Origin of the sequence: Halomonas citrativorans, assembly GCF_900163645.1 — a bacterium.
Classification (GTDB): domain Bacteria; phylum Pseudomonadota; class Gammaproteobacteria; order Pseudomonadales; family Halomonadaceae; genus Vreelandella; species Vreelandella citrativorans.
This window is the reverse complement of the sequence record NZ_FUKM01000050.1, coordinates 1-18,547: the sequence shown is the minus strand read 5'-3', so window position 1 is coordinate 18,547 and position 18,547 is coordinate 1. Positions and strand designations below refer to the sequence as shown.

The window sequence follows — 18,547 nt, the reverse complement described above, 5'->3', positions numbered from 1 at the left end:
TAGGTTGTTATGATGCTACCACCTAACCTGCTGTTGAGCCTACCATGCGTCTACTTCATACCGCCGATTGGCACCTGGGGAGGTTGTTTCACAACATCTCACTGCTTGAAGACCAGCGCCACGTTCTAAACCAACTGATCGAGATCGTCGACCGCGAAGCCGTGGATGCTGTGCTGATTGCAGGCGATATCTATGACCGCTCGGTGCCGCCTGCCACGGCCGTGACGCTGCTCGATGATGTGCTGGGCGAGCTTTGCCAAGCGCGTGGTTTGCCAGTGGTCATCATTTCCGGCAATCACGATGGTGCCGAGCGCTTGGGCTTTGGTGCACGCCATTTGCGTCAGGCCGGGCTGCATATTCTTTCTGACTTGAGCGCCTGCGATACCCCGGTTACGCTCGCTAGTAACGGCGTTGAGATTGATATTTTTGGCGTGCCCTATGCTGATCCGGAATGCGTACGCAGCCAGTTCGGTGAACCGGTCCGCGACTTTGATAGCGCCCACCGCTACTTGCTAACGCGTATTGGTGAGAAGCGCCACGCTACCCGCCCAACGGTGCTGATGAGCCACTGCTTTGTAGATGGCGGCAGCGCATCTGATTCCGAGCGCCCGTTAACCTTGGGCGGTGCAGAAAGCGTTGCCTGGGAGCCCATGCACAGCTTCGACTATGTCGCGCTTGGTCACTTGCATGGCCCGCAATACCGCGGCGGCGAACATATTCGCTACAGCGGCTCGCTGCTTAAATACAGCTTTTCAGAAGCTCGGCAGCGTAAAGGCGTTACGCTTGTGGATATAGGTAACGAGGGAGTGACCGGCATTGAGCATCGCCCGCTGGTGCCCAAGCGCGAAGTGCGCGTGCTGGAAGGCGAGCTTGATGAGCTGTTGAGACAAGGGCGCGAGGACCTCCATGCCGATGACTACCTGTTAGTCAGATTAACCGACCGCCACGCTATTTTAGACCCCATGGGCAAGCTGCGCGCTATTTACCCTAACGTTTTGCACCTCGAAAAGCCCGGCATGCTAGGGACGCAGCAGCGTCAGCAACTGGATCGCGAACGGCTGCGCTTTAATGCCCTGGATATGTTCAGCGACTTCTTCGAACAAACCAGCGGTGACGCCATGAGCGCGGACCAGGCGCGCGCCATGAGTGATGTCATCACCTCCCTGAGCCGCGATGAAGAGGGCCAGTCATGACGCCGCTCGTACTCACCATGCAGGCCTTCGGCCCTTTTGCGGCCGAGGAGACCATCAACTTTTCTCAGCTGGGTAGAAGCCCGCTGTTTTTGATCAACGGCCCGACAGGCGCCGGGAAAAGCTCGATTCTGGACGCCATCTGCTTCGCGCTTTATGGCCAGACCACGGGAGAAGAACGTTCGGGCACCCAGATGCGTTGCGACCAGGCCGCCGATACGTTGCTAACTGAAGTAACACTGGATTTTTACCTGCGCGGAGAAAGTTACCGGGTGCGCCGCGTGCCTCAGCAGGAGCGCCCTAAAGCGCGAGGTGAAGGGACGACAACGCAAAACGCAGAAGCCCAGCTGTGGCGGCTAACCGCTGAAGGCAAGGAAAATCAGTGCCTCGTCGCGCGTAGCGTTAACGATGCTACCGCTCAAGTGCAGGCACTACTGGGGCTGGATGCCAGCCAGTTCCGCCAGGTCATGGTGTTGCCCCAAGGCAAGTTCCGGGAGCTGCTGTTAGCGGAGTCCAAAGATCGTGAAAAGATTTTTTCCCAGCTGTTTCAAACCCAAATTTTTCAACGCATCGAAGAGCATCTGCGCACGCAGGCCAACCAGATAGACCGAGCGGTGAAAGATCACCAGCACCGTGTGCAAGGCATCCTGGACGCAAGCGACAGTGAGAGCGAAGCGGCACTTATCGAAGCGCTTGAAACGCTGGTCCCAGAGCATCAGGCTGCTGAACAGACGTTAGCCATTGCCAAGCAACAGTACCAGCAGGCCCTGGTAGCCGAGCGCAAAGGACAGGAGTGCCAGGCGCTTTTTGACCGCCATACGGCGTTGGGCGCAGAAAAAAACCAGCTGCTATACCAACGGCCGGAAATAGAGCGCGTTCAACAGCGCTTAAACGCCCATGAACAAACCCAGGCGCTGGCCGAACCCTTTCACCGCGTGCAAACCGCGCAGCAAACGGCAAGCGCTACCCAGCAAGAACGCGTTCAGGCTCAAACGACCGTTGAAAAACAGCAGGCGACGCATCAACACGCTCAGCAAGCGTTACAACAGGCACAAACCCGCTACCAGCAGTTGCCGGAACGCCGTGAACAGGCTGGTCGTTTACAGCAAGCGTTGGAGCAATTTCAGGCGCTTACTGTTGTAGAGCAGGCGCTACAGCAGGCGCAACAAACATGGCAAAGCCTGCATCAGCAGCTTGACCAACAAACACAGCAGCGCGACACCATCGCCGAGCAGGGCGAGGCACTTGCCGCCAGGCTGAAAGCGGAGCAGATAGAGCGCTATCACCTTGCAGGCTGCGATGAAGTGTTAAAAAGCCGCCAAGCGCTGCACACGCAGCGGCAAACACTGGCCGGGCTTGAATCTCAGCGTGCTGTATTGGCCGAGCAAGTGGCTCAGGCGGCAAGCGATGTTGAGCGTCAACAACAAACGGTTGAGCGCTATAAGCGTCGCGCCACTGAGCAGGAGATGCATTGGCACCAGGGCCAAGCCGCGTTACTCGCCGCTCGGCTGGAAAACCAGCAGCCCTGCCCGGTGTGTGGCAGCCGTGAGCATCCTGCACCCGCCGTACAAGAGCAGCCCCCCGTTACCCAAGCGGATGTGAAACGCGCACGCACGGAGCATGAGCAGGCGCATCAAGCGCTGGTGCAGGCTCAACAGTTGCAGCAGCGTTTGACCCAACAGCTTAAGTATAACGATGAGCAGAGCGAGTACTTGCGTCATACTCTGGGCGAGTGGGGCGCCAAGCCACTAAGCGCACTGGAGGCTGCCTGCCAGGAGAGCCAGCGACATGTTGAGCGCTATCAAGTGCTTACTCGAGAGTTGGCAGCCCAAGAGCGCACACTTGAGCAACAGCGCAGCGAATGGAAAGCGCTGGATACCCAGGTAAAGACACAGCAGCCTGAGTTAGAGGCCGCCCAAAAGCGGTGTCATCAGTTGGAAGCCCAATGTGAGCAGCTGCGCAGGGCACTGCCCGAGCCACATGGGTCACTTGAGTCACTGCAGGCAGAGCTTGGCCGTGTGCAAAGCGACATTCAGCAGTCTGAGGCAGCGTGGCAATCTGCTCAGGAGAGTGCTCATCACGCACAAACGGCGCTGGCCCGCGCCGAAACCACGCTGTCAGATATTACCCAGCGCGCCGCCGACGCGACTCAGGCGCTAAGTGTGGCCCAAAACGAATGGCAACTGGCGCTAAGCGGTAGCGCTTTCGACAACGATGCTGACTTTATTCAGGCCCGCCTGGAAGCCCCCGAGCGCCAAGCGCTTATTGAAACCGTCACCCTCTTTCAGCAGGCGCTGGCCAAGCTGGATGGCCAGCTTGAGGATAGCCAGACACGCCTTGAGGGGCTAACGCCGCCTGATTTGACCGCTCTGGCTGACCAGGTAACTGCCGCGCAGGCGCATGAGCAGGTTTGTGATCAAACCTACCAGCGCTTGACGGCGCGAATCGCACAGCTAACCGCTACTCAGCAAAAGCTCAAGGCCGCCCACGCCGCCGAGGCAGAGCTTGAAGCCGAGTATCGGCTGTGGGGAACGCTGAGCGAGATCGCCAATGGACGCACCGGGCATCGCATTAGCCTGCAGCGTTTTGTGCTTGGCGTGCTGTTGGATGATGTGCTGATCCAGGCATCCGAAAGGCTAGTGCGGATGAGCCGGGGGCGCTATCAGCTGGTGCGCCGTGAAGACCCCTCCAAAGGAAATAAGGCCTCAGGCCTGGAGCTTGATGTTGCCGATACGTATACCGGTAAAAATCGACCCGTCGCGACGCTCTCGGGTGGCGAATCGTTTATGGCCGCGCTGGCGCTAGCACTAGGGCTCTCTGACGTGGTGCAGGCATATGCCGGCGGCATTCAGCTCGATACGCTATTTATTGACGAGGGCTTTGGCAGCCTGGACCAGGATGCCCTTGATCAAGCCATTGCGATGCTAAGCGAGCTGCAAATGGGCGGGCGTATGATCGGAATTATTTCTCATGTCAGTGAACTCAAAGAGCAAATGCCGGTTCGTATAGAAGTACGTGCCAGCCGCCAAGGAAGCACGGTACAAGTGCAGGGTGTTATACCGGCGTAGGTCCTCTAGACTCAATAGGATCTGTGAGTGCATTCGTTGTTAGTACGTACATAGTTAGCACGTACGTTGTCAGTACAATCTGTCAGCCCCAAGGAGTACAAGGATGAACGCTAGTAAAATTCTTCAACAGCTTATGCAGCAGGCCGGCGGCAGCCAAAAAGGCAGCAGCGGAGTCAATGTAAAGGGCATGCTGGAGGGCTTGTCTCGTCAGTTGGGCGGAGGCGGTAGTGATCAGCGCTCAGGCCAGACGGGGAGTTCCAGTGGGTTTGATATGAAAAGCCTTTTGGGCGGTGGCGCTATGGGGATGCTGGTTGGCTCCAAACGTGGCCGCAGTATGGGCGGTAAAGCACTTAAGTATGGCGCCATTGCAGGCGTTGGCATGCTGGCTTGGAAAGCCTGGCAGAATTCGCAGGCAGCTAACAACCAGCCCGCCACCAGCAATGACGCAGAAGGCGAGCGTGTTGATGTATTAAGCGGCGAGATTCAGGAGCGGCGTAGCCTCGAGCTGCTGCAGGCCATGATAATGGCGGCTCGCGCCGACGGACATATTGATGAGCAAGAACAGGTGCTGATTACGGAGCAGATCGATGCGCTAGGGGCCGACCAGGAAATGCATAACTGGGTCGAAAGGCAGCTAAAGGCTCCATTGGATGCCGAAGCGCTTGCCCGCGAAGCGGACTCGCCCCAGGCTGCCCGGGAAATGTATCTAATGAGTGTCGCGGTGACTGATGACCAGAACCCCATGGAGCGCGCCTGGTTGGATCAACTGGCGCAAGCGTTAAAGCTTACCCCGGATGTCACCAAAGAGCTTGAACACCAGGCCCAGCAGGCGGGCTAATTGAAGGTCGATTTCAAGTTGCGGTGCCTGTGCTATTAAGTGGCGAAGGGAGCCCTGGTCGAACAATTCGGCGTCAATGACCGTATCAGCCTTAAGCGCTTCCTACGGTGTGCTGCGGAGCGTGTTGGGTGCTGGGGGATCGCGCAAAGTAACATGCATTCGCCACCCCAAAATTGCTGAAAAAGAAGTAAATTGGGTTTTAGAGGAAAATGTGTTGCATTAACTTTTTTTTTAAGCATAGTGTTGACGTGTGACCTGGTTAGGCGCATTCTTGAACGCAGTTGGTTAGCAAGTCGAACGTTGTCAGCAGTATCGAACGCCTAAGCGTGAGTCTGGTGAAAGTTTCTTGTTCTACCCACTGCAATTCGGGTATTTCCCGGCTTTACATTAAGCTACATCGAGGATTTCGATCATGGCAACTGGTACCGTTAAGTGGTTTAACGACACTAAAGGTTTCGGCTTCATTTCTCCGGACGACAATGGCGACGATCTGTTCGCGCATTTCTCTGAAATTCAAGCTGACGGTTTCAAAACTCTGCAAGACGGCCAGAAGGTTTCCTTCGACGTCACTCAGGGTAAAAAAGGCCTTCAGGCTTCCAACATCAAAGTTCTGGGTTAATTCTCAGCATTTGATGTTCGCTGCTAGCGCCAAGCGTTAGTATGCTGAAAAAACCGCTCGTGAGCGTAATGCCGTTCGGTTAAGGCTTGCCGATGACCGAAGGCTCTAAGAAAATCCGGTATTCTTCATTGGATACCGGATTTTTTGTGCCTATTCAACAGACATTGCTCGATATTGATGAGCTACATTCCTTCACTAGCCTCAGCACCTTTGCCCAGCATATCCCTGTCGAATGGATAGAGTCTGCTCTTCACCTTTCTGGATGACCGTCCTCGGCCATCAAGGCCGAGGACGGTAAAAATATCCAAAACCCGCTATCCAGTAAATCGCAAGGCGGCGCCGCTTAAGTGAACAGCATTACGAGCCTAGCGCCGGGGCTTTTTGCTATCCACTTCCCAGCCACCCCATGATGCTCTAACAAAAATATGATTAGGGGGGTGGAATGAGGTTGATTATAGGCGTAGCCACGGCTTTGTTACTGGCGGGATGTAGTGATCCAGGACCACCACAGCCTGATACGTCGGTCGAAATAGGCGATGAAGGTGTGATATCCGATGCCGTAGGGATTTGTAATGCGGTTGAACTTTTTGAGACACAGCAGAAATGCGGTTAGAGTCTTTTGATGGGCAGGAAGGATTCAACCCCGCCGAAGCGGGGTCTGGTGGTTAGGCGACCTGATTCATAAGACTGTCGTAAGGGATTTTTAGGCCGTCATGAAGTCTTTTTATCATGCCCAGGCTTAGCTTGCGCTTACGATTCAATACTTCAGAGACGCGGCCACTAGAACCGATATAAGCCTCAAGGTCGCGCTGCGTTAGCCCCTGTTGCTCCATGCGAAATTTGATAGCTTCGATGGGGTCGGACGGGCCGATGGGATAGTGCTTATCCTCGTACTTCTCAATAAGGATGGAAAGCACTTCAATTTCATCGGCTTCAGGAGAGTCAGGCGCGGCACTCCAAAGCTCTTCTAGGCGAGCGAAAGCGCGATCAAGGTCGCTATCATTACGGATGGGCTGAATGTTCATCATATTGTCTCCGCATCAACTTTATCGTACTGAGCATGGGTGCCGACGAATCGAACCCAGGCAATTTGCTGCTCATAACGAATGGATAGGATTACCCGGTACTTATTGCCGCCGATATTGAAAACAGCGCGCCCACCTTTCAGGATGCTTGCTGTTCTAATATCAGCCTTTAGTTGCTGTGGTGTTTCCCAAGATGCCTTTAGCATCATGTTATACCACTCGGTCAGCGGGGTTTCGGCATCGCCATAGCCCTGCACCCAAAACTCTTTCAGCGTACGCTTTGCTATGACTCTCATGCCACCTCCCAATATGGGATATTGTAGCGCCTCCCAATTTGGGAGTAAAGTTTGATTCCAGCAAGCTAGCGCCGCCTCCCCCTTTAAAGCTAAGATTGATTAGAACGCCCATATCGTCAGATGCCGCTAAGCGCGTCCTTAGTGATCGACTGCATGCCTTTCAGGACCCAGGCCAAGGGGCGCTTGCGGCGGGGGGCTGAAGGAGGCTGAATTCTTGGCGCGAGAGAATGAAGAAACGCGATACCGTATTTCGATCGATTCCAGTGGCACCATGGATATATCGCCTACTGCCTACTAGGGCGCTTATTTATTCTCAAGGGCTTGAGATAGGAAGACCCCGCCGAAGCGGTAATGCTGTTCGGTCATCGGCAAACCTTAACCGAACAGCATTACGCTCACGAGCGGGGTTTTTTGTGTGTGAATTTTTTTATTCCATTTTGGTCTTTAAATGTTTCTAAAAATAACTTTTTAGAATATGTGGTTGAGGTCACAATAGCGCATTACTTTTTGTTAGGAGTGTCGCGTTATGACACTGGATGCATGGATTGCGATAGCGGTGGTGGTCACCATCTTCCCGCTAATGACCGTCTCGCGCTTAGGGCCCGACATCATTTTGCTTGGCGCTGTCATTGTACTGATGACCTTGGGTGTTATTGAGCCAGCTCAGGCGTTAAGTGGCTTTTCCAACAGTGGGCTGTTTACGGTCGCTTTTATGTACGTGCTGGTGGCTAGCATCCGTGAAACAGGCGGTATCGATCTTATTATTCGCTATGTATTGGGGCGTCCTAAAACCGAGCGGGGTGCTTTGTTGCGGTTACTGCTGCCGGTGGCCTCTTTAAGTGCTTTTTTAAATAACACCCCTGTAGTGGCTACCTATATACCGGCTGTTATGAGCTGGAGTCGGCGGCTGCGACGCTCCCCCCAGCGGCTGCTGATGCCGTTAAGTTTCGCCTCTATTCTTGGCGGTACGATTACCTTGTTTGGCAGCAGCACCAACCTGGTGGTGTATGGGCTGCTGACGGAGCGTTATCCCAATGTGACCATGGGCTTGTTTGACCTTGCTTGGGTGGGTGTGCCGGTCGCCGTGGTAGGGCTTGCCTATCTGGTGATTCTGGGGCCGCGCCTGCTACCTGCCCGCGAGGGGTTGGCCAATGCGTTCGCTAACCCGCGTGAATTTACCATTGAGATGGAGATCGACCGAGAAGGCGTTTTGGTTAATCGAACGGTGGAGGAGGCTGGGCTGCGCCACTTGCAAGAGCTGTTCCTGGTTGAGATCGAGCGTGACGGTAATGTTGTGAGTGTTGTGGGGCCTGGCGAGCAGTTAAAGGGTGGCGATAGGCTGGTGTTTGTGGGCACCAGCGATGCCGCTGTCGAATTACAGCAAATTCGTGGATTAATACCCTCGCACGATCATACCTCCAGCCTTGAAAAAGAGTTCAAAGAGCGCCGCTTGGTCGAAGCCGTAGTGTCGAACCAGTGCCAGTTCATTGGCCAGCGCATTCGAGATGGCCGTTTTAGGACGCTTTATGGTGCGGCCGTACTGGCTATTTGCCGAGGCGGTGAGCGTGTCACCGGCAATCTGGGGCAGGTACGCCTGCAGCCCGCTGATGTGCTGCTACTGGAAGCGCGTCCTCCGTTTATTGAGCGTCACCGTCAGTCAAAAGACTTTCTCTTGATCAGTGAACTAAATGGCTCTGCGCGGCCTGTTCATGAAAAAGCACCGCTCGCCTGGGGGATTTTGCTGGGGGCGGTATTGCTGGCTGCATTCGGCGTTTTGAGCATGCTAAATGCCGCGATGCTGGGCGCTGCACTGGCGCTTTTAAGCGGCTGCTGTTCGGTTGAAGCTGCCCGGCGCGGGCTGGATAGCCAAGTGCTTTTGACGATTGCTGCCTCGTTTGGCGTAGGAGCCGCACTTCAGAGTTCGGGCGCCGCAGATGCTATTGCCGGTGGCGTACTGCATGTCGTAGGCAGCAACCCTTGGCTGCTCTTGATAGGTACGTACTGTGTCGTGGCGCTGCTAACCGAGCTTGTCACTAATAACGGTGCTGCGGTCATCATTTTTCCGGTCGTCATGGCCGCCGCCGAGAGCCTTGGCGTAAACTCAATGCCTTATGTGATCGCGATAATGTTTGCCGCTTCGGCCAGTTTTTTAACGCCTATTGGCTATCAAACCAACTTAATGGTGTATGGGCCCGGCGGTTATCGTATCAGTGATTTTATGCGCGTAGGCGGTGGCCTAAACGTGCTAACCGGGGCCATCGCACTCATATTGATTCCCCACGTGTGGCCCTTCTAAGCGTAATCATTCGCTGTGAATGCCGGTTTACGTTAGGGTCTGTTAATGTTTCATCACCGCTTGCGCTAAACGTTCAAGCGCCCTAATCGCGTGCTTTTTCAATTAAGTAAGGATAAATATCATGACGGACCCAGGTGAACTAATTATTGAGCCGCAAAACGGTCAACCTGCCGATGCCTGTGTGTTTATCATTCATGGCTTAGGTGCCGATGGGCATGATTTCGAGCCTCTGGTGCCCGCGCTTAACCTTCCTGAAGATGCCCACGTACGGTTTATTATGCCGCACGCACCACGGCTGCCGGTGACCGTTAACGGCGGCATGGTGATGCCCGCCTGGTACGATATTCTGGCGATGGACCTGGGGCGCCGTGTTGATGAAGTACAGCTGAAATGCTCTGCGGAGCGTATTCAGGCACTGATACAGGAACAGATTGATCACGGTATCGATAGCCAGCGGATTATCGTGGCAGGGTTCTCTCAGGGGGGCGCAGTGGCTTATCAGGCGGCGCTATCTTTTCCGTTGCCGTTAGGCGGGTTGCTGGCAATGTCGACCTACTTTGCCACGGCAGACTCAATTGAGTTAAGTGACGCCAACAAGGCAATTCCGATTGAGGTGCAACACGGTAACCTGGACCCTATTGTGGCAGAGAGTTTGGGACGGGCTGGGTTTGATCGCCTAAAAGCCCAAGGCTACACCGTCAACTATCGCCAGTACCCTATGGCTCACGCACTTTGCCCTCAGCAAGTGGGCGATATTGGCCAGTGGTTGAGTACTCTTCTGAAGTAACCCTTACATCGACAAGTGATCAAAAGATAGGCAAAGTAATTTGTCTATAAGCCGCTGCAAGGATAGCAATGGCAGTAATCTCGTCGGTAGACCTCATCGAGGCTGTATTAGCGCTGTGTCTTATGATGGCAGCGCTGGTTTGCCCATTTGATCGCCATTGGCGTACACGCCCGCCGCCTGCAGGCGACTTATGGTGGCCTTATGCGTGGCTCGTTCAAAATGCCTTGGTAGGGTTCGCTCTGCTGGGCAGTGGTTTGGCGATGTTAAAGCAGCGTCTGTGGATATTACTCTGGCCATTGAAAATCGGATGATGGCGCGCGTAACTCAACTAACGGCCATGGAAAGCTGGATGCGCCACCATACGAGCGGCTTGATGATGGCGTTAGCCATTGTTTTGGCACTGTTATTAATCTGGGAAGGGTCGCCATGAGTCACGAGAGTCCACAGAACCACCGAGGGAGACGTGCCAAAAAGCCCGATGAGATTCCACGCCGTGGGTGGCTTGATATTGTATGGCGGGTGTTGCGCGCCGCTAAGCGTGACCGCCTTACCATGTTGGCGGCTGGTGTCGCGTTTTACGCTTTGCTGGCACTATTTCCTACCATTGCAGCAGTAATATCGCTGTGGGGATTACTGTTTGATCCGGTGGAAGCAGGGCGGCAGCTTTATGAAATAAGCCGTTTTATGCCCCCGGATGCGGCAAACCTTATTGATCAGCAGACTCAGACAGTGGTTGAAAGTGCCGAATCTGGCAACGTAATGGCGGTGCTTTTAGGGCTGTTGGTCGCCATGTATATCGCTTCCAAAGGCGTGGGAGTGCTCGTGGTGGGGCTGAATGTGGTTTATGGCGAAAGGGAGCGGCGTAACTTCTTTCTTCGCGGTGTTGTGTTGGTACTACTGACGTTTGGCCTGATTGGCATGACCCTGGTATCGCTTGGCTTTATTGCGATTGTGCCTGTGGTGGTCGATGCCTTAGCGGTGGACGATCCTTTCGATAAAGTATTTAAGTGGCTGCGCTGGCCTGCCTTGTTGATCATCATGAGCTTTTTAATTGCCCTGTTGTACCGATTTGCGCCTTATCGGCGTGCCGCGCAATGGCGCTGGTTAAGCTATGGCACGCTGCTGGCGACCACCTTATGGTTACTTGGGTCAGGCGGGCTTTCACTTTATGTACGCTACTTTTCAAGCTTCAGTGAGCTTTATGGGTCATTGGGCGCCGTGGTTGTACTGATGATGTGGTTTTGGTTGTCTGCATTTGTGGTACTGCTAGGTGCAGAAGTGAACAGTGAAATGGAGCGCCAGACCTATAAAGACACCACTATTGGTGAAGAGCGCCCATTAGGCGAGCGCGAAGCTTTTGCCGCCGATACGCTGGGGGTTGAAAGCCCTTGGAACGGCGATAAAGAAAAAAACCGCCAGTAGCTAGCTGGCGGATTTACCGTACGTTTGCGTATTAGGCGGTTACCCTCGCTGTAAGAGCCCTTTTTAGAACAGCTTTTTTTACAAAAGCTCTTCAGCCGCCAGCGCCAGGCGCGAACGCTCAACGCTTTTGAGCGTAATATGCCCGGCGTGTGGCCAGTCACGGAAGCGCTCAACTACGGCCGCCATGCCGCAGGTATTGGCGGTTAGATAGGGTGTATCGATTTGCCCCACGTTGCCTAAACAGACAATTTTGGTATTACGTCCAGCACGGGTAACCAGTGATTTAAGCTGTTTGGGTGTAAAGTTTTGTGCTTCGTCGATAATCAAAAAGGTGTCGTTTAAGGTGCGCCCTCGCATAAAGCCTGGTGAGCGAATTTGCACGCGTGAGCCTATCAGTTGCCGTGTTGCGCCATTATCCCAGGTCGACTCTCCTTCGTCATTGCGCAACAGGTTATCCATATTGTCGTGGAAGGCACCCATCCACGGTGACATCTTCTCCTCCTCGGTGCCGGGCAAAAAACCAATGTCCTCGCCCATCGGAATAGGTGCGCGGGTAAATACGATGCGCTCAAACTGCTTGGCATCCAGGGTTTGCTGGAAAGCGGCGGCCAGTGTCATAAAGGTCTTACCCGTGCCCGCGTTGCCGGCAATAGTGACCAGATCAATGTCCGGGTCCATCAGCAGGTTCAGGGTAAAGTTTTGACGGCTATCATGGGCGTGAACGCCCCACACGCCAGCGTGGTGGCGATAGTTGGTCAACAGTTGTAACCGCGCTGATGAGGGCGACAGCTCACGAATAATGGCCTCAAACTCAGCGCCATTCTCGCTGTCGGAGACAAGCATTCCCAAGTGCCAGTGACGGGGCATGTCGCCACTTAATTGATAAAACGTTTGATGCTCCACCCGCTCAACGCTGACATCAACATTCAGCGCTTCCCAAAGTGCCCCGCCGTTGTGTCCCGCCGATGCGTACACCTGGGCACCCTCAATCATGGCATCGCTGTCTGAGAATGCCCGATCGTTAAAATAATCCTCCACAGGGACTTTTAGCGCGGCTGCCTTTACGCGCAGGTTGATATCTTTGGTAATTAGAATGACCGAGGCATCGGGGCGCTCATCGCGCAGCCGACAGGTTTCCGCCAGAATACGGTTATCCGGACTGTCGTCCATCGAGTCGAAGGGCTTTAAATCGTTGAAGCAGAGAAAGTGCAGGCGTCCAGATTCGCCGCTAATACGTGGGATGGGGATGCCGCGTTGAATCTCGTCAAAAGTAACCTGGTTGGTAAGATCAGAGAGCGTACGGCTAACTTGACGTGCCGTACGAGCAATCTCACGAATTCCGTTTTTATGCTTATCCAGTTCCTCAAGAACAGTCATGGGGATAACCACGTCATGCTCTTCAAAGTGGTAGAGCGCTGCGGGGTCATGGATTAGGACATTGGTGTCCAGGACATAAAGCCTTGTCGCTTTCTTATCGAGTCTTACCATCGGGCGATAGCTCCTTGGTTGACGGCAACATCGACACTGGCAGCTACATCTTACGCCTAGATGACACTTGCCTGTGTCGTTCCTCTGGCGTGTCTTTAAATCTCCTTGTGAGGCACTTTTTATAGCGTGGAAGGATATTGCGCTTTTTTCCACTGCTATATTTCAACGAAGTGACTACTCATACATTTCACCGAAGTGGCCACTACTGCGCATTTCCTAGAAAACGCGCCACTTTGTTAAGGAGCGCGGTGGCCACTACGCCCAGATTTTCACCCTCAACATAGCGGTAATAGTGGCTGTCCAAGGCAAGATCGTGATTCAGTGAACAGAGCTGATCACTTTCCAATGCTTCTTTAACCAGTGGGTGGGGAAGGAGCGCCCATCCCGTGCCGTTTATTACCGCGTCTCGGATCACCTCAAACATGGTGAAGCCCAGGTAGTTCGCGGAAAACAGCGCCTCGCTCACCAGTTTGTCGTCCTGAATGTGGGTTAAGCAGACTTGCGTGTATTGGGCGAGATCATCGCGATTGACGCTGGGCAGCCGACTCAGTGGGTGCTGTGGAGAGGCCACTAAGCGCATGCTTACAGGTGCCAGATTGGCTGCATGGGTGGCAACGCCTTCGGCGGTATAAAGACCAAACGCAATATCGACGGTTTGGCGCAGAATAAATTGGCTGTGCTCCTGCGGCGGAACAAGATAAACCGATACCGCGGTTAGCGGGAACTGCTGCTTCAAATCGTGCATAACCTGGCGCCAGAGCTGCTCGGGAAGCGCATCATCGCGGGCAATACACAGTTGGTTTTCAACCCCTTGCAGATGCTGGTGACAGTGCTTTTTGATTCGATTGGCACTTGTTAGTAGCCGGTAACAGTCGGGTAGTACGCTTTCACCTACGGCGGTTAGTGTCAGGCTATTTCCCGAACGTTCAAACAGCGCCACACCCAGGCTATCTTCCAGGGCATGGACCGCCGCGCTTAGCGTACTGCGCTTTATGCCTGACTGCCGCGCAGCGGCGGCAAACGAGCCGTGCTCGGTAACTTCAACAAACGCCTGGACTTGTTCAGCTCGCATACGGAGTCTCGTGGTTGAGCGCTATTTTTTTTAGCGCTGAGCGATTCGTTAAACGTTAGTACACCCTTTACCATGCAGCACGATTTCCTACAATCCTGCTAAATCAGAACGGAGTTTTCTGCGTGACCCCCTTTATTGCTGAGCGCCGTGCGCTAAGATTTTCAGCTATTTCAGCAAGCTTTTTTGCGCTGTCTGGCTTGGTCCTCGGATTAGCCAGTGGCTCTATCACGATTTTATTTGATAGCGGATATTCGCTGTTAAGCCTTGTTCTCGCTTCGCTCTCACTGCTTGCGTTACAGCATGCCCGCAAACCCGCGGATGATCACTACCCCTTTGGGCGGCTAACGGTAGAGCCGCTAGCGGTGCTGCTCAAAGGCGTGGTGATTGCGCTGGTGTGTCTGTTCTCTTTAGTGTCAGCCGTGTGGAGCCTGGCGCAGGGCGGACGCTTGGTGACACTTGATTTGGCCTTGTTATTTGGTGTCGCTAACGTGAGCGGCTGTTTGTTGACCTGGTGGTGGCTAAAGCGCTATGCCCGTATTGCTCGCTCCTCCTTATTGGCGGCTGAGCTGCGTCAGTGGCAAATGGATACCTGGTTAAGCGCGGCGGTAATGCTTGGTTTTGCACTTACCTGGGGACTCACGTTAACGCCTTGGGCAAATTTTGCGCGGTTTGCAGACCCGGTAATGGTGCTGGTCATTGCAGGCTACTTTTTACCCATGCCTATCCGCATGGTACGTGGAGCGCTTCGCGAACTGATGTTTGGCGAACCCATGGGCAGCATTCGCCAGGATATGGTGGAAGAGATCGCCGATTTTGATATCGCCAGTGACGATGTGCGCTTGGCGCAGGTGGGCAGTTTTCTGATGGTGGATATCCAGCTCGACAAGCAGCAGATCGATGATGCTGAAGAGATTGTGGAGAGCGTTGAGCAGCACTGCTTGCAGCGTAATTTGCGCCCTATCACCAGTATTACCCTGGTGACCACGTAAACCGGGGGTAATAGCATTGTAACTTTCGTTAGTGTTCATCATAACGCCTGCTTAATGAAACGGGCGTTATGATGTAAAAGCGGAGCACTACAAGCGCAGTTAATCGCCTTTCTTCTCTGGTTTGCCTTTGCGCTCGGTGCTTGCCATCTCCTCAAGCTCTTCTTCGCTCATTGAGTCGTACATATCTTTGGAAGCATCATAAAGCTCGCTGGGCTTGGTTTCTCCACGTTTGGCGGAAAGAGCGGCGCCTGCGGCTTTTTGCTGAGCTTTCGATGTGGCTGGCATAATAAGGCTCCTTTCGGTTGACTTCCCTTTAGCGCTTACGCTATTTAGCGTAGCAGGCAGGAAGAGGCTTTCCAGAGCGCGCCACGAGGGCTGCCCAACTTTACTAAACATCAAGAGAGCGCCATGACACCAGCCATTAATACGGCCAAAAAAGCGGGTATCCTGTTTGAAATTCATGAGTATCAGCACGATGTAGCGGCGGAGTCTTACGGCCTGGAAGCCGCTGAAAAACTGGGGGTGGCGGCCGAGCAAGTATTCAAGACCCTGGTAGTAACGCTGGATGGCAAGACGCTTGCCGTGGGTATCGTGCCGGTCACTCAGCAGTTGGGCTTAAAGCAGATTGCCAAGGCCGCTGGAGCTAAAAAAGCCGTCATGGGGGTACCTGCCGAGGTCGAGCGTGCCACTGGCTATGTGTTGGGCGGGGTAAGCCCCTTGGGGCAGAAAAAACGCCTGGCAACCTATATTGATGCGTCGGCTGTGGGCTTTGCCACTATTTTTGTCAGCGCCGGGCGGCGTGGGCTTGAAATTGAGCTGGCGCCCAATGATCTGGCAACCCTTTGCAACGCTGAGTTTGCGCCACTAGCGGTATGAGATACACGCAGGGGCCGGCACTTTCTGGTATGGTGCTTCACATTAAAGTGCATCCGTATTAGTTACCTCTTTACTGGCCGTTAAACGGCCCTGCAGGTTTTATTGTGTCAGACGTCTCCTTCTCGTCGCTCGGCTTACCGGCCACGCTGCTTACTAACCTTGAGTCGCTGGGTTATCACCAGATGACGCCTGTTCAGGCGCAAAGCCTGCCGCCCATGCTGGCCGGGCGGGATGTGCTAGCTCAGGCCAAAACAGGCTCGGGCAAAACAGCGGCGTTTGGTTTGGCGCTACTCGCTGAACTACGGGTTGAAGTATTTTCTGTACAGGGCCTGGTACTTTGCCCCACTCGTGAGCTTGCTGATCAGGTGGCCGAAGAGCTGCGCCGTTTGGCGCGAGCCATGGCTAACGTTAAAGTGTTAACACTGTGTGGCGGAGCGCCGTTTGGGCCACAGTTAGGCTCGCTTGAGCATGGCGCGCATATCGTTGTTGGTACCCCGGGGCGTATTGAAGAGCATCTGCGTAAAGGTTCGTTGACGCTGGGTTCGCTAAGCACGCTTGTGCTGGATGAAGCGGATCGTATGCTCGATATGGGCTTTCAAGCATCATTGGACGCGATCATTGCGGAAACCCCGGCGGATCGCCAGACGCTGCTATTTAGCGCTACCTTCCCTGATGAACAGGAGTCCGGTGGCTTGGCGGCCATGACGCGCGGTGTCATGATTGATCCTGTCAGCGTTAAAGTGGCTGAGGTGCATGACGCCACTACCATTGATCAGCACTTCTATGAAGTGCCCAGTGAAGATGCCCGCTTTGATGCGCTTAAACAGCTGTTGCTGGTCAATCGTCCGACGACCAGCGTGGTGTTTTGCAACACCAAGCGCGAAACTCAGGCGGTAGCTGATAGCCTGGTGGATGCCGGTTTTAGCGCGGTAGCGCTGCACGGCGATTTAGAGCAAAAAGACCGTGATCGTATTTTAATACTCTTTGCCAACCAAAGTGCGTCAATCCTGGTGGCAACCGATGTGGCGGCACGTGGCCTGGATATTGCGCAATTGGATGCGGTGTTTAACTATCAAATTGCCCGTGAGCTAGAGGTCCATGTTCACCGCGTAGGGCGTACCGGGCGGGCTGGTGCCAGTGGCATTGCCTGTACACTGGTAACCCCTCAAGAAACCTATCGCCTGGGGCGCTTGGCAGAGCTTCTGAGCGAGCAGCTCACCACGGAAGCGCTTCCTAAAGCCACACAAACAGCCCCCTTTGAACCTCCTATGGCGACGCTGCAATTAGCCGGTGGCAAAAAGGATAAACTGCGGCCAGGCGATATTTTGGGTGCCCTGACCAGCGAGGGCGGGCTGCGCGGCGATCAGGTCGGTAAAATTAAAGTGTTGGCCCGCAGTGCTTATGTCGCAGTTGAGCGCAGCGCCGTTCAAAAAGCCCAAGCCAAACTCGAACGTGACAAACTAAAAGGGCGCGCCTTTCGTGTGCGTCGCATTCGCTATTGAGTGCCAGAAACTGTCCCTACGTCTATAGGAGCCATTGCAGCTAGCCATGAAAACACCCAAACGATTACAGCCCCTGGTCGATGACGGCCTGATCGATGAGGTGCTGACGCAGTTGATGAGCGGCAAGGAAGCACAGGTTTACGTGGTGCGCTGTGGCGAAGAAGTACGCTGTGCCAAGGTATTTAAGGAGGCTAAACAGCGCAGCTTTAAGCAGGCGGTACAGTACCAGGAAGGGCGTAAAGAGCGTAATAGCCGGCGTGCCCGGGCCATGGCGAAGAAGACCCGCTATGGTCAAAAAGAGCAGGAGCAGGCGTGGCTAACTGCGGAAGTAGATGCGCTTTATCGCCTTGCCGCGGCTGAAGTACGCGTACCCAAGCCTTTCGGTTTTGTGGATGGCGTACTGCTCATGGAGATGATTACCGATGCCGAGGGCGCTGTTGCGCCACGCCTGGATGACGTAACACTGACCCACGAGCAGGCGTTGCGCTATCACGATAAAGTCATCAAGGATGTGGTGCGCATGCTCTGTGCTGGCCTGATCCACGGCGACTTATCGGAATTTAACGTGCTGGTAGATGCCGAGGGGCCGGTTATTATTGACCTGCCCCAGGCCGTGGATGCCGCTGGTAACAATAGCGCCGCCGCTATGCTTGAGCGTGACGTTAACAATATGCGCGCCTACTTTGGCCACTATGCGCCGGAACTGCTAAAGACCCACTATGGCAAAGAGATGTGGGCGCTTTATGAGGCAGGCGAGTTGCATCCAGAGAGTAAGTTGACCGGTCACTTTGACTTCGATACTCACATCGCCAATGTCGATGAGTTGATGGAAGTGATCGATGACGCCAAAGAAGAAGAGGCTGAGCGTCAGGCGCGGATGCGCGATGACGAGGATGAAGATTAAGCTTATTGGTAGCCAGCGTTGGTAATCAGGGCATGGCATTTGTGGTGATGCTAGCCATGCCCTGAGTAGAACGTTGTTCAGCTTTTTTCTTACCTTAGCATTTCTTCTGCCGTGCCAAGAATATTCTCAACCGTAAAGCCGAAGTGCTTGAACAGCTCACCCGCGGGGGCGGATT

At 54.2% G+C, this 18,547-nt stretch carries 18 protein-coding genes; 13 read left to right on the top strand and 5 right to left on the bottom strand.

What is annotated here, in order from left to right; translation table 11 throughout:
* The first annotated feature begins 44 nt into the window (after window positions 1–44).
* From CZ787_RS12635 to CZ787_RS18860, 5 genes are all read left to right on the top strand, one after another.
* On the top strand, window positions 45–1,193 hold the full coding sequence (locus CZ787_RS12635; RefSeq protein ID WP_087109738.1) for an exonuclease SbcCD subunit D: 1,149 nt from the start codon (window positions 45–47) through the stop codon (window positions 1,191–1,193).
* Window positions 1,190–4,258, top strand: a complete 3,069-nt coding sequence (locus tag CZ787_RS12630; RefSeq protein WP_087109736.1) for an AAA family ATPase — start codon at window positions 1,190–1,192, stop codon at window positions 4,256–4,258. The genes CZ787_RS12635 and CZ787_RS12630 overlap by 4 nt, the downstream gene beginning before the upstream one ends.
* Before the next feature lie 103 nt (window positions 4,259–4,361).
* Window positions 4,362–5,096 carry a tellurite resistance TerB family protein gene (locus CZ787_RS12625; RefSeq protein WP_087109734.1) on the top strand — a complete coding sequence of 245 codons (735 nt, stop codon included), beginning with the start codon at window positions 4,362–4,364 and terminating at the stop codon, window positions 5,094–5,096.
* 412 nt (window positions 5,097–5,508) lie between these two features.
* Complete coding sequence (locus CZ787_RS12620; protein WP_054641278.1) at window positions 5,509–5,715, top strand: cold-shock protein; 207 nt, start codon at window positions 5,509–5,511, stop codon at window positions 5,713–5,715.
* 92 nt (window positions 5,716–5,807) lie between these two features.
* On the top strand, window positions 5,808–5,981 hold the full coding sequence (locus CZ787_RS18860; protein ID WP_176372220.1) for a hypothetical protein: 174 nt from the start codon (window positions 5,808–5,810) through the stop codon (window positions 5,979–5,981).
* Between the two features lie 399 nt (window positions 5,982–6,380).
* Here the strand turns inward: CZ787_RS18860 and CZ787_RS12615 are convergent, their stop codons facing one another.
* Complete coding sequence (locus CZ787_RS12615) at window positions 6,381–6,743, bottom strand: helix-turn-helix domain-containing protein (protein ID WP_225733795.1); 363 nt, start codon at window positions 6,741–6,743, stop codon at window positions 6,381–6,383.
* Window positions 6,740–7,036, bottom strand: coding sequence for a type II toxin-antitoxin system HigB family toxin (locus CZ787_RS12610; RefSeq protein WP_087109730.1), 297 nt, complete (start codon window positions 7,034–7,036; stop codon window positions 6,740–6,742). The genes CZ787_RS12615 and CZ787_RS12610 overlap by 4 nt, the downstream gene beginning before the upstream one ends.
* Before the next feature lie 526 nt (window positions 7,037–7,562).
* Between CZ787_RS12610 and CZ787_RS12605 the strand changes: the two genes are divergently transcribed.
* The 4 genes from CZ787_RS12605 (at window position 7,563) to CZ787_RS12590 (ending at window position 11,541) form a co-directional block, all read left to right on the top strand.
* The gene (locus tag CZ787_RS12605) at window positions 7,563–9,332 is read left to right on the top strand and encodes an SLC13 family permease (protein ID WP_087109728.1); all 1,770 of its coding nucleotides are present in this window, start codon (window positions 7,563–7,565) and stop codon (window positions 9,330–9,332) included.
* Window positions 9,333–9,453: 121 nt separating this feature from the next.
* Entirely contained in the window at window positions 9,454–10,119 is a 666-nt protein-coding gene (locus CZ787_RS12600) for an alpha/beta hydrolase (protein WP_087109726.1), read from the top strand.
* Between the two features lie 205 nt (window positions 10,120–10,324).
* Window positions 10,325–10,549 (top strand): hypothetical protein, encoded by a 225-nt coding sequence (locus CZ787_RS18855; RefSeq protein WP_176372219.1) that lies wholly within the window; start codon window positions 10,325–10,327, stop codon window positions 10,547–10,549.
* Window positions 10,546–11,541, top strand: coding sequence for a YihY/virulence factor BrkB family protein (locus CZ787_RS12590; protein ID WP_087109722.1), 996 nt, complete (start codon window positions 10,546–10,548; stop codon window positions 11,539–11,541). Before CZ787_RS18855 ends, CZ787_RS12590 begins: the two co-directional genes overlap by 4 nt.
* 78 nt (window positions 11,542–11,619) lie before the next feature.
* Here CZ787_RS12590 and CZ787_RS12585 read toward each other — a convergent pair whose 3' ends face one another.
* A complete protein-coding gene (locus CZ787_RS12585; protein ID WP_087109719.1) occupies window positions 11,620–13,029 on the bottom strand; it encodes a PhoH family protein in 1,410 nt (469 codons plus the stop codon).
* 202 nt (window positions 13,030–13,231) lie between these two features.
* Entirely contained in the window at window positions 13,232–14,101 is an 870-nt protein-coding gene (locus CZ787_RS12580; protein ID WP_087109717.1) for a LysR family transcriptional regulator, read from the bottom strand.
* 122 nt (window positions 14,102–14,223) lie between these two features.
* On the opposite strand from CZ787_RS12580, the gene CZ787_RS12575 reads away from it, so the two are divergent.
* Window positions 14,224–15,090: a cation diffusion facilitator family transporter gene (locus tag CZ787_RS12575; RefSeq protein WP_087109714.1), complete on the top strand. Its 867-nt coding sequence runs from the start codon at window positions 14,224–14,226 to the stop codon at window positions 15,088–15,090.
* Window positions 15,091–15,189: 99 nt separating this feature from the next.
* On the opposite strand, the gene CZ787_RS12570 is transcribed toward CZ787_RS12575, so the two are convergent.
* Window positions 15,190–15,375, bottom strand: coding sequence for a DUF3008 family protein (locus CZ787_RS12570; RefSeq protein ID WP_087109712.1), 186 nt, complete (start codon window positions 15,373–15,375; stop codon window positions 15,190–15,192).
* 123 nt (window positions 15,376–15,498) lie between these two features.
* Between CZ787_RS12570 and ybaK the strand changes: the two genes are divergently transcribed.
* From ybaK to CZ787_RS12555, 3 genes are all read left to right on the top strand, one after another.
* A complete protein-coding gene (ybaK, locus tag CZ787_RS12565) occupies window positions 15,499–15,966 on the top strand; it encodes a Cys-tRNA(Pro) deacylase (RefSeq protein WP_087109710.1) in 468 nt (155 codons plus the stop codon).
* Between the two features lie 104 nt (window positions 15,967–16,070).
* Entirely contained in the window at window positions 16,071–17,468 is a 1,398-nt protein-coding gene (gene dbpA, locus CZ787_RS12560) for an ATP-dependent RNA helicase DbpA (protein WP_087109708.1), read from the top strand.
* A 46-nt stretch (window positions 17,469–17,514) separates the two neighbouring features.
* Window positions 17,515–18,372, top strand: a complete 858-nt coding sequence (locus tag CZ787_RS12555; RefSeq protein ID WP_087109706.1) for a PA4780 family RIO1-like protein kinase — start codon at window positions 17,515–17,517, stop codon at window positions 18,370–18,372.
* The last annotated feature ends 175 nt before the right edge of the window (window positions 18,373–18,547 follow it).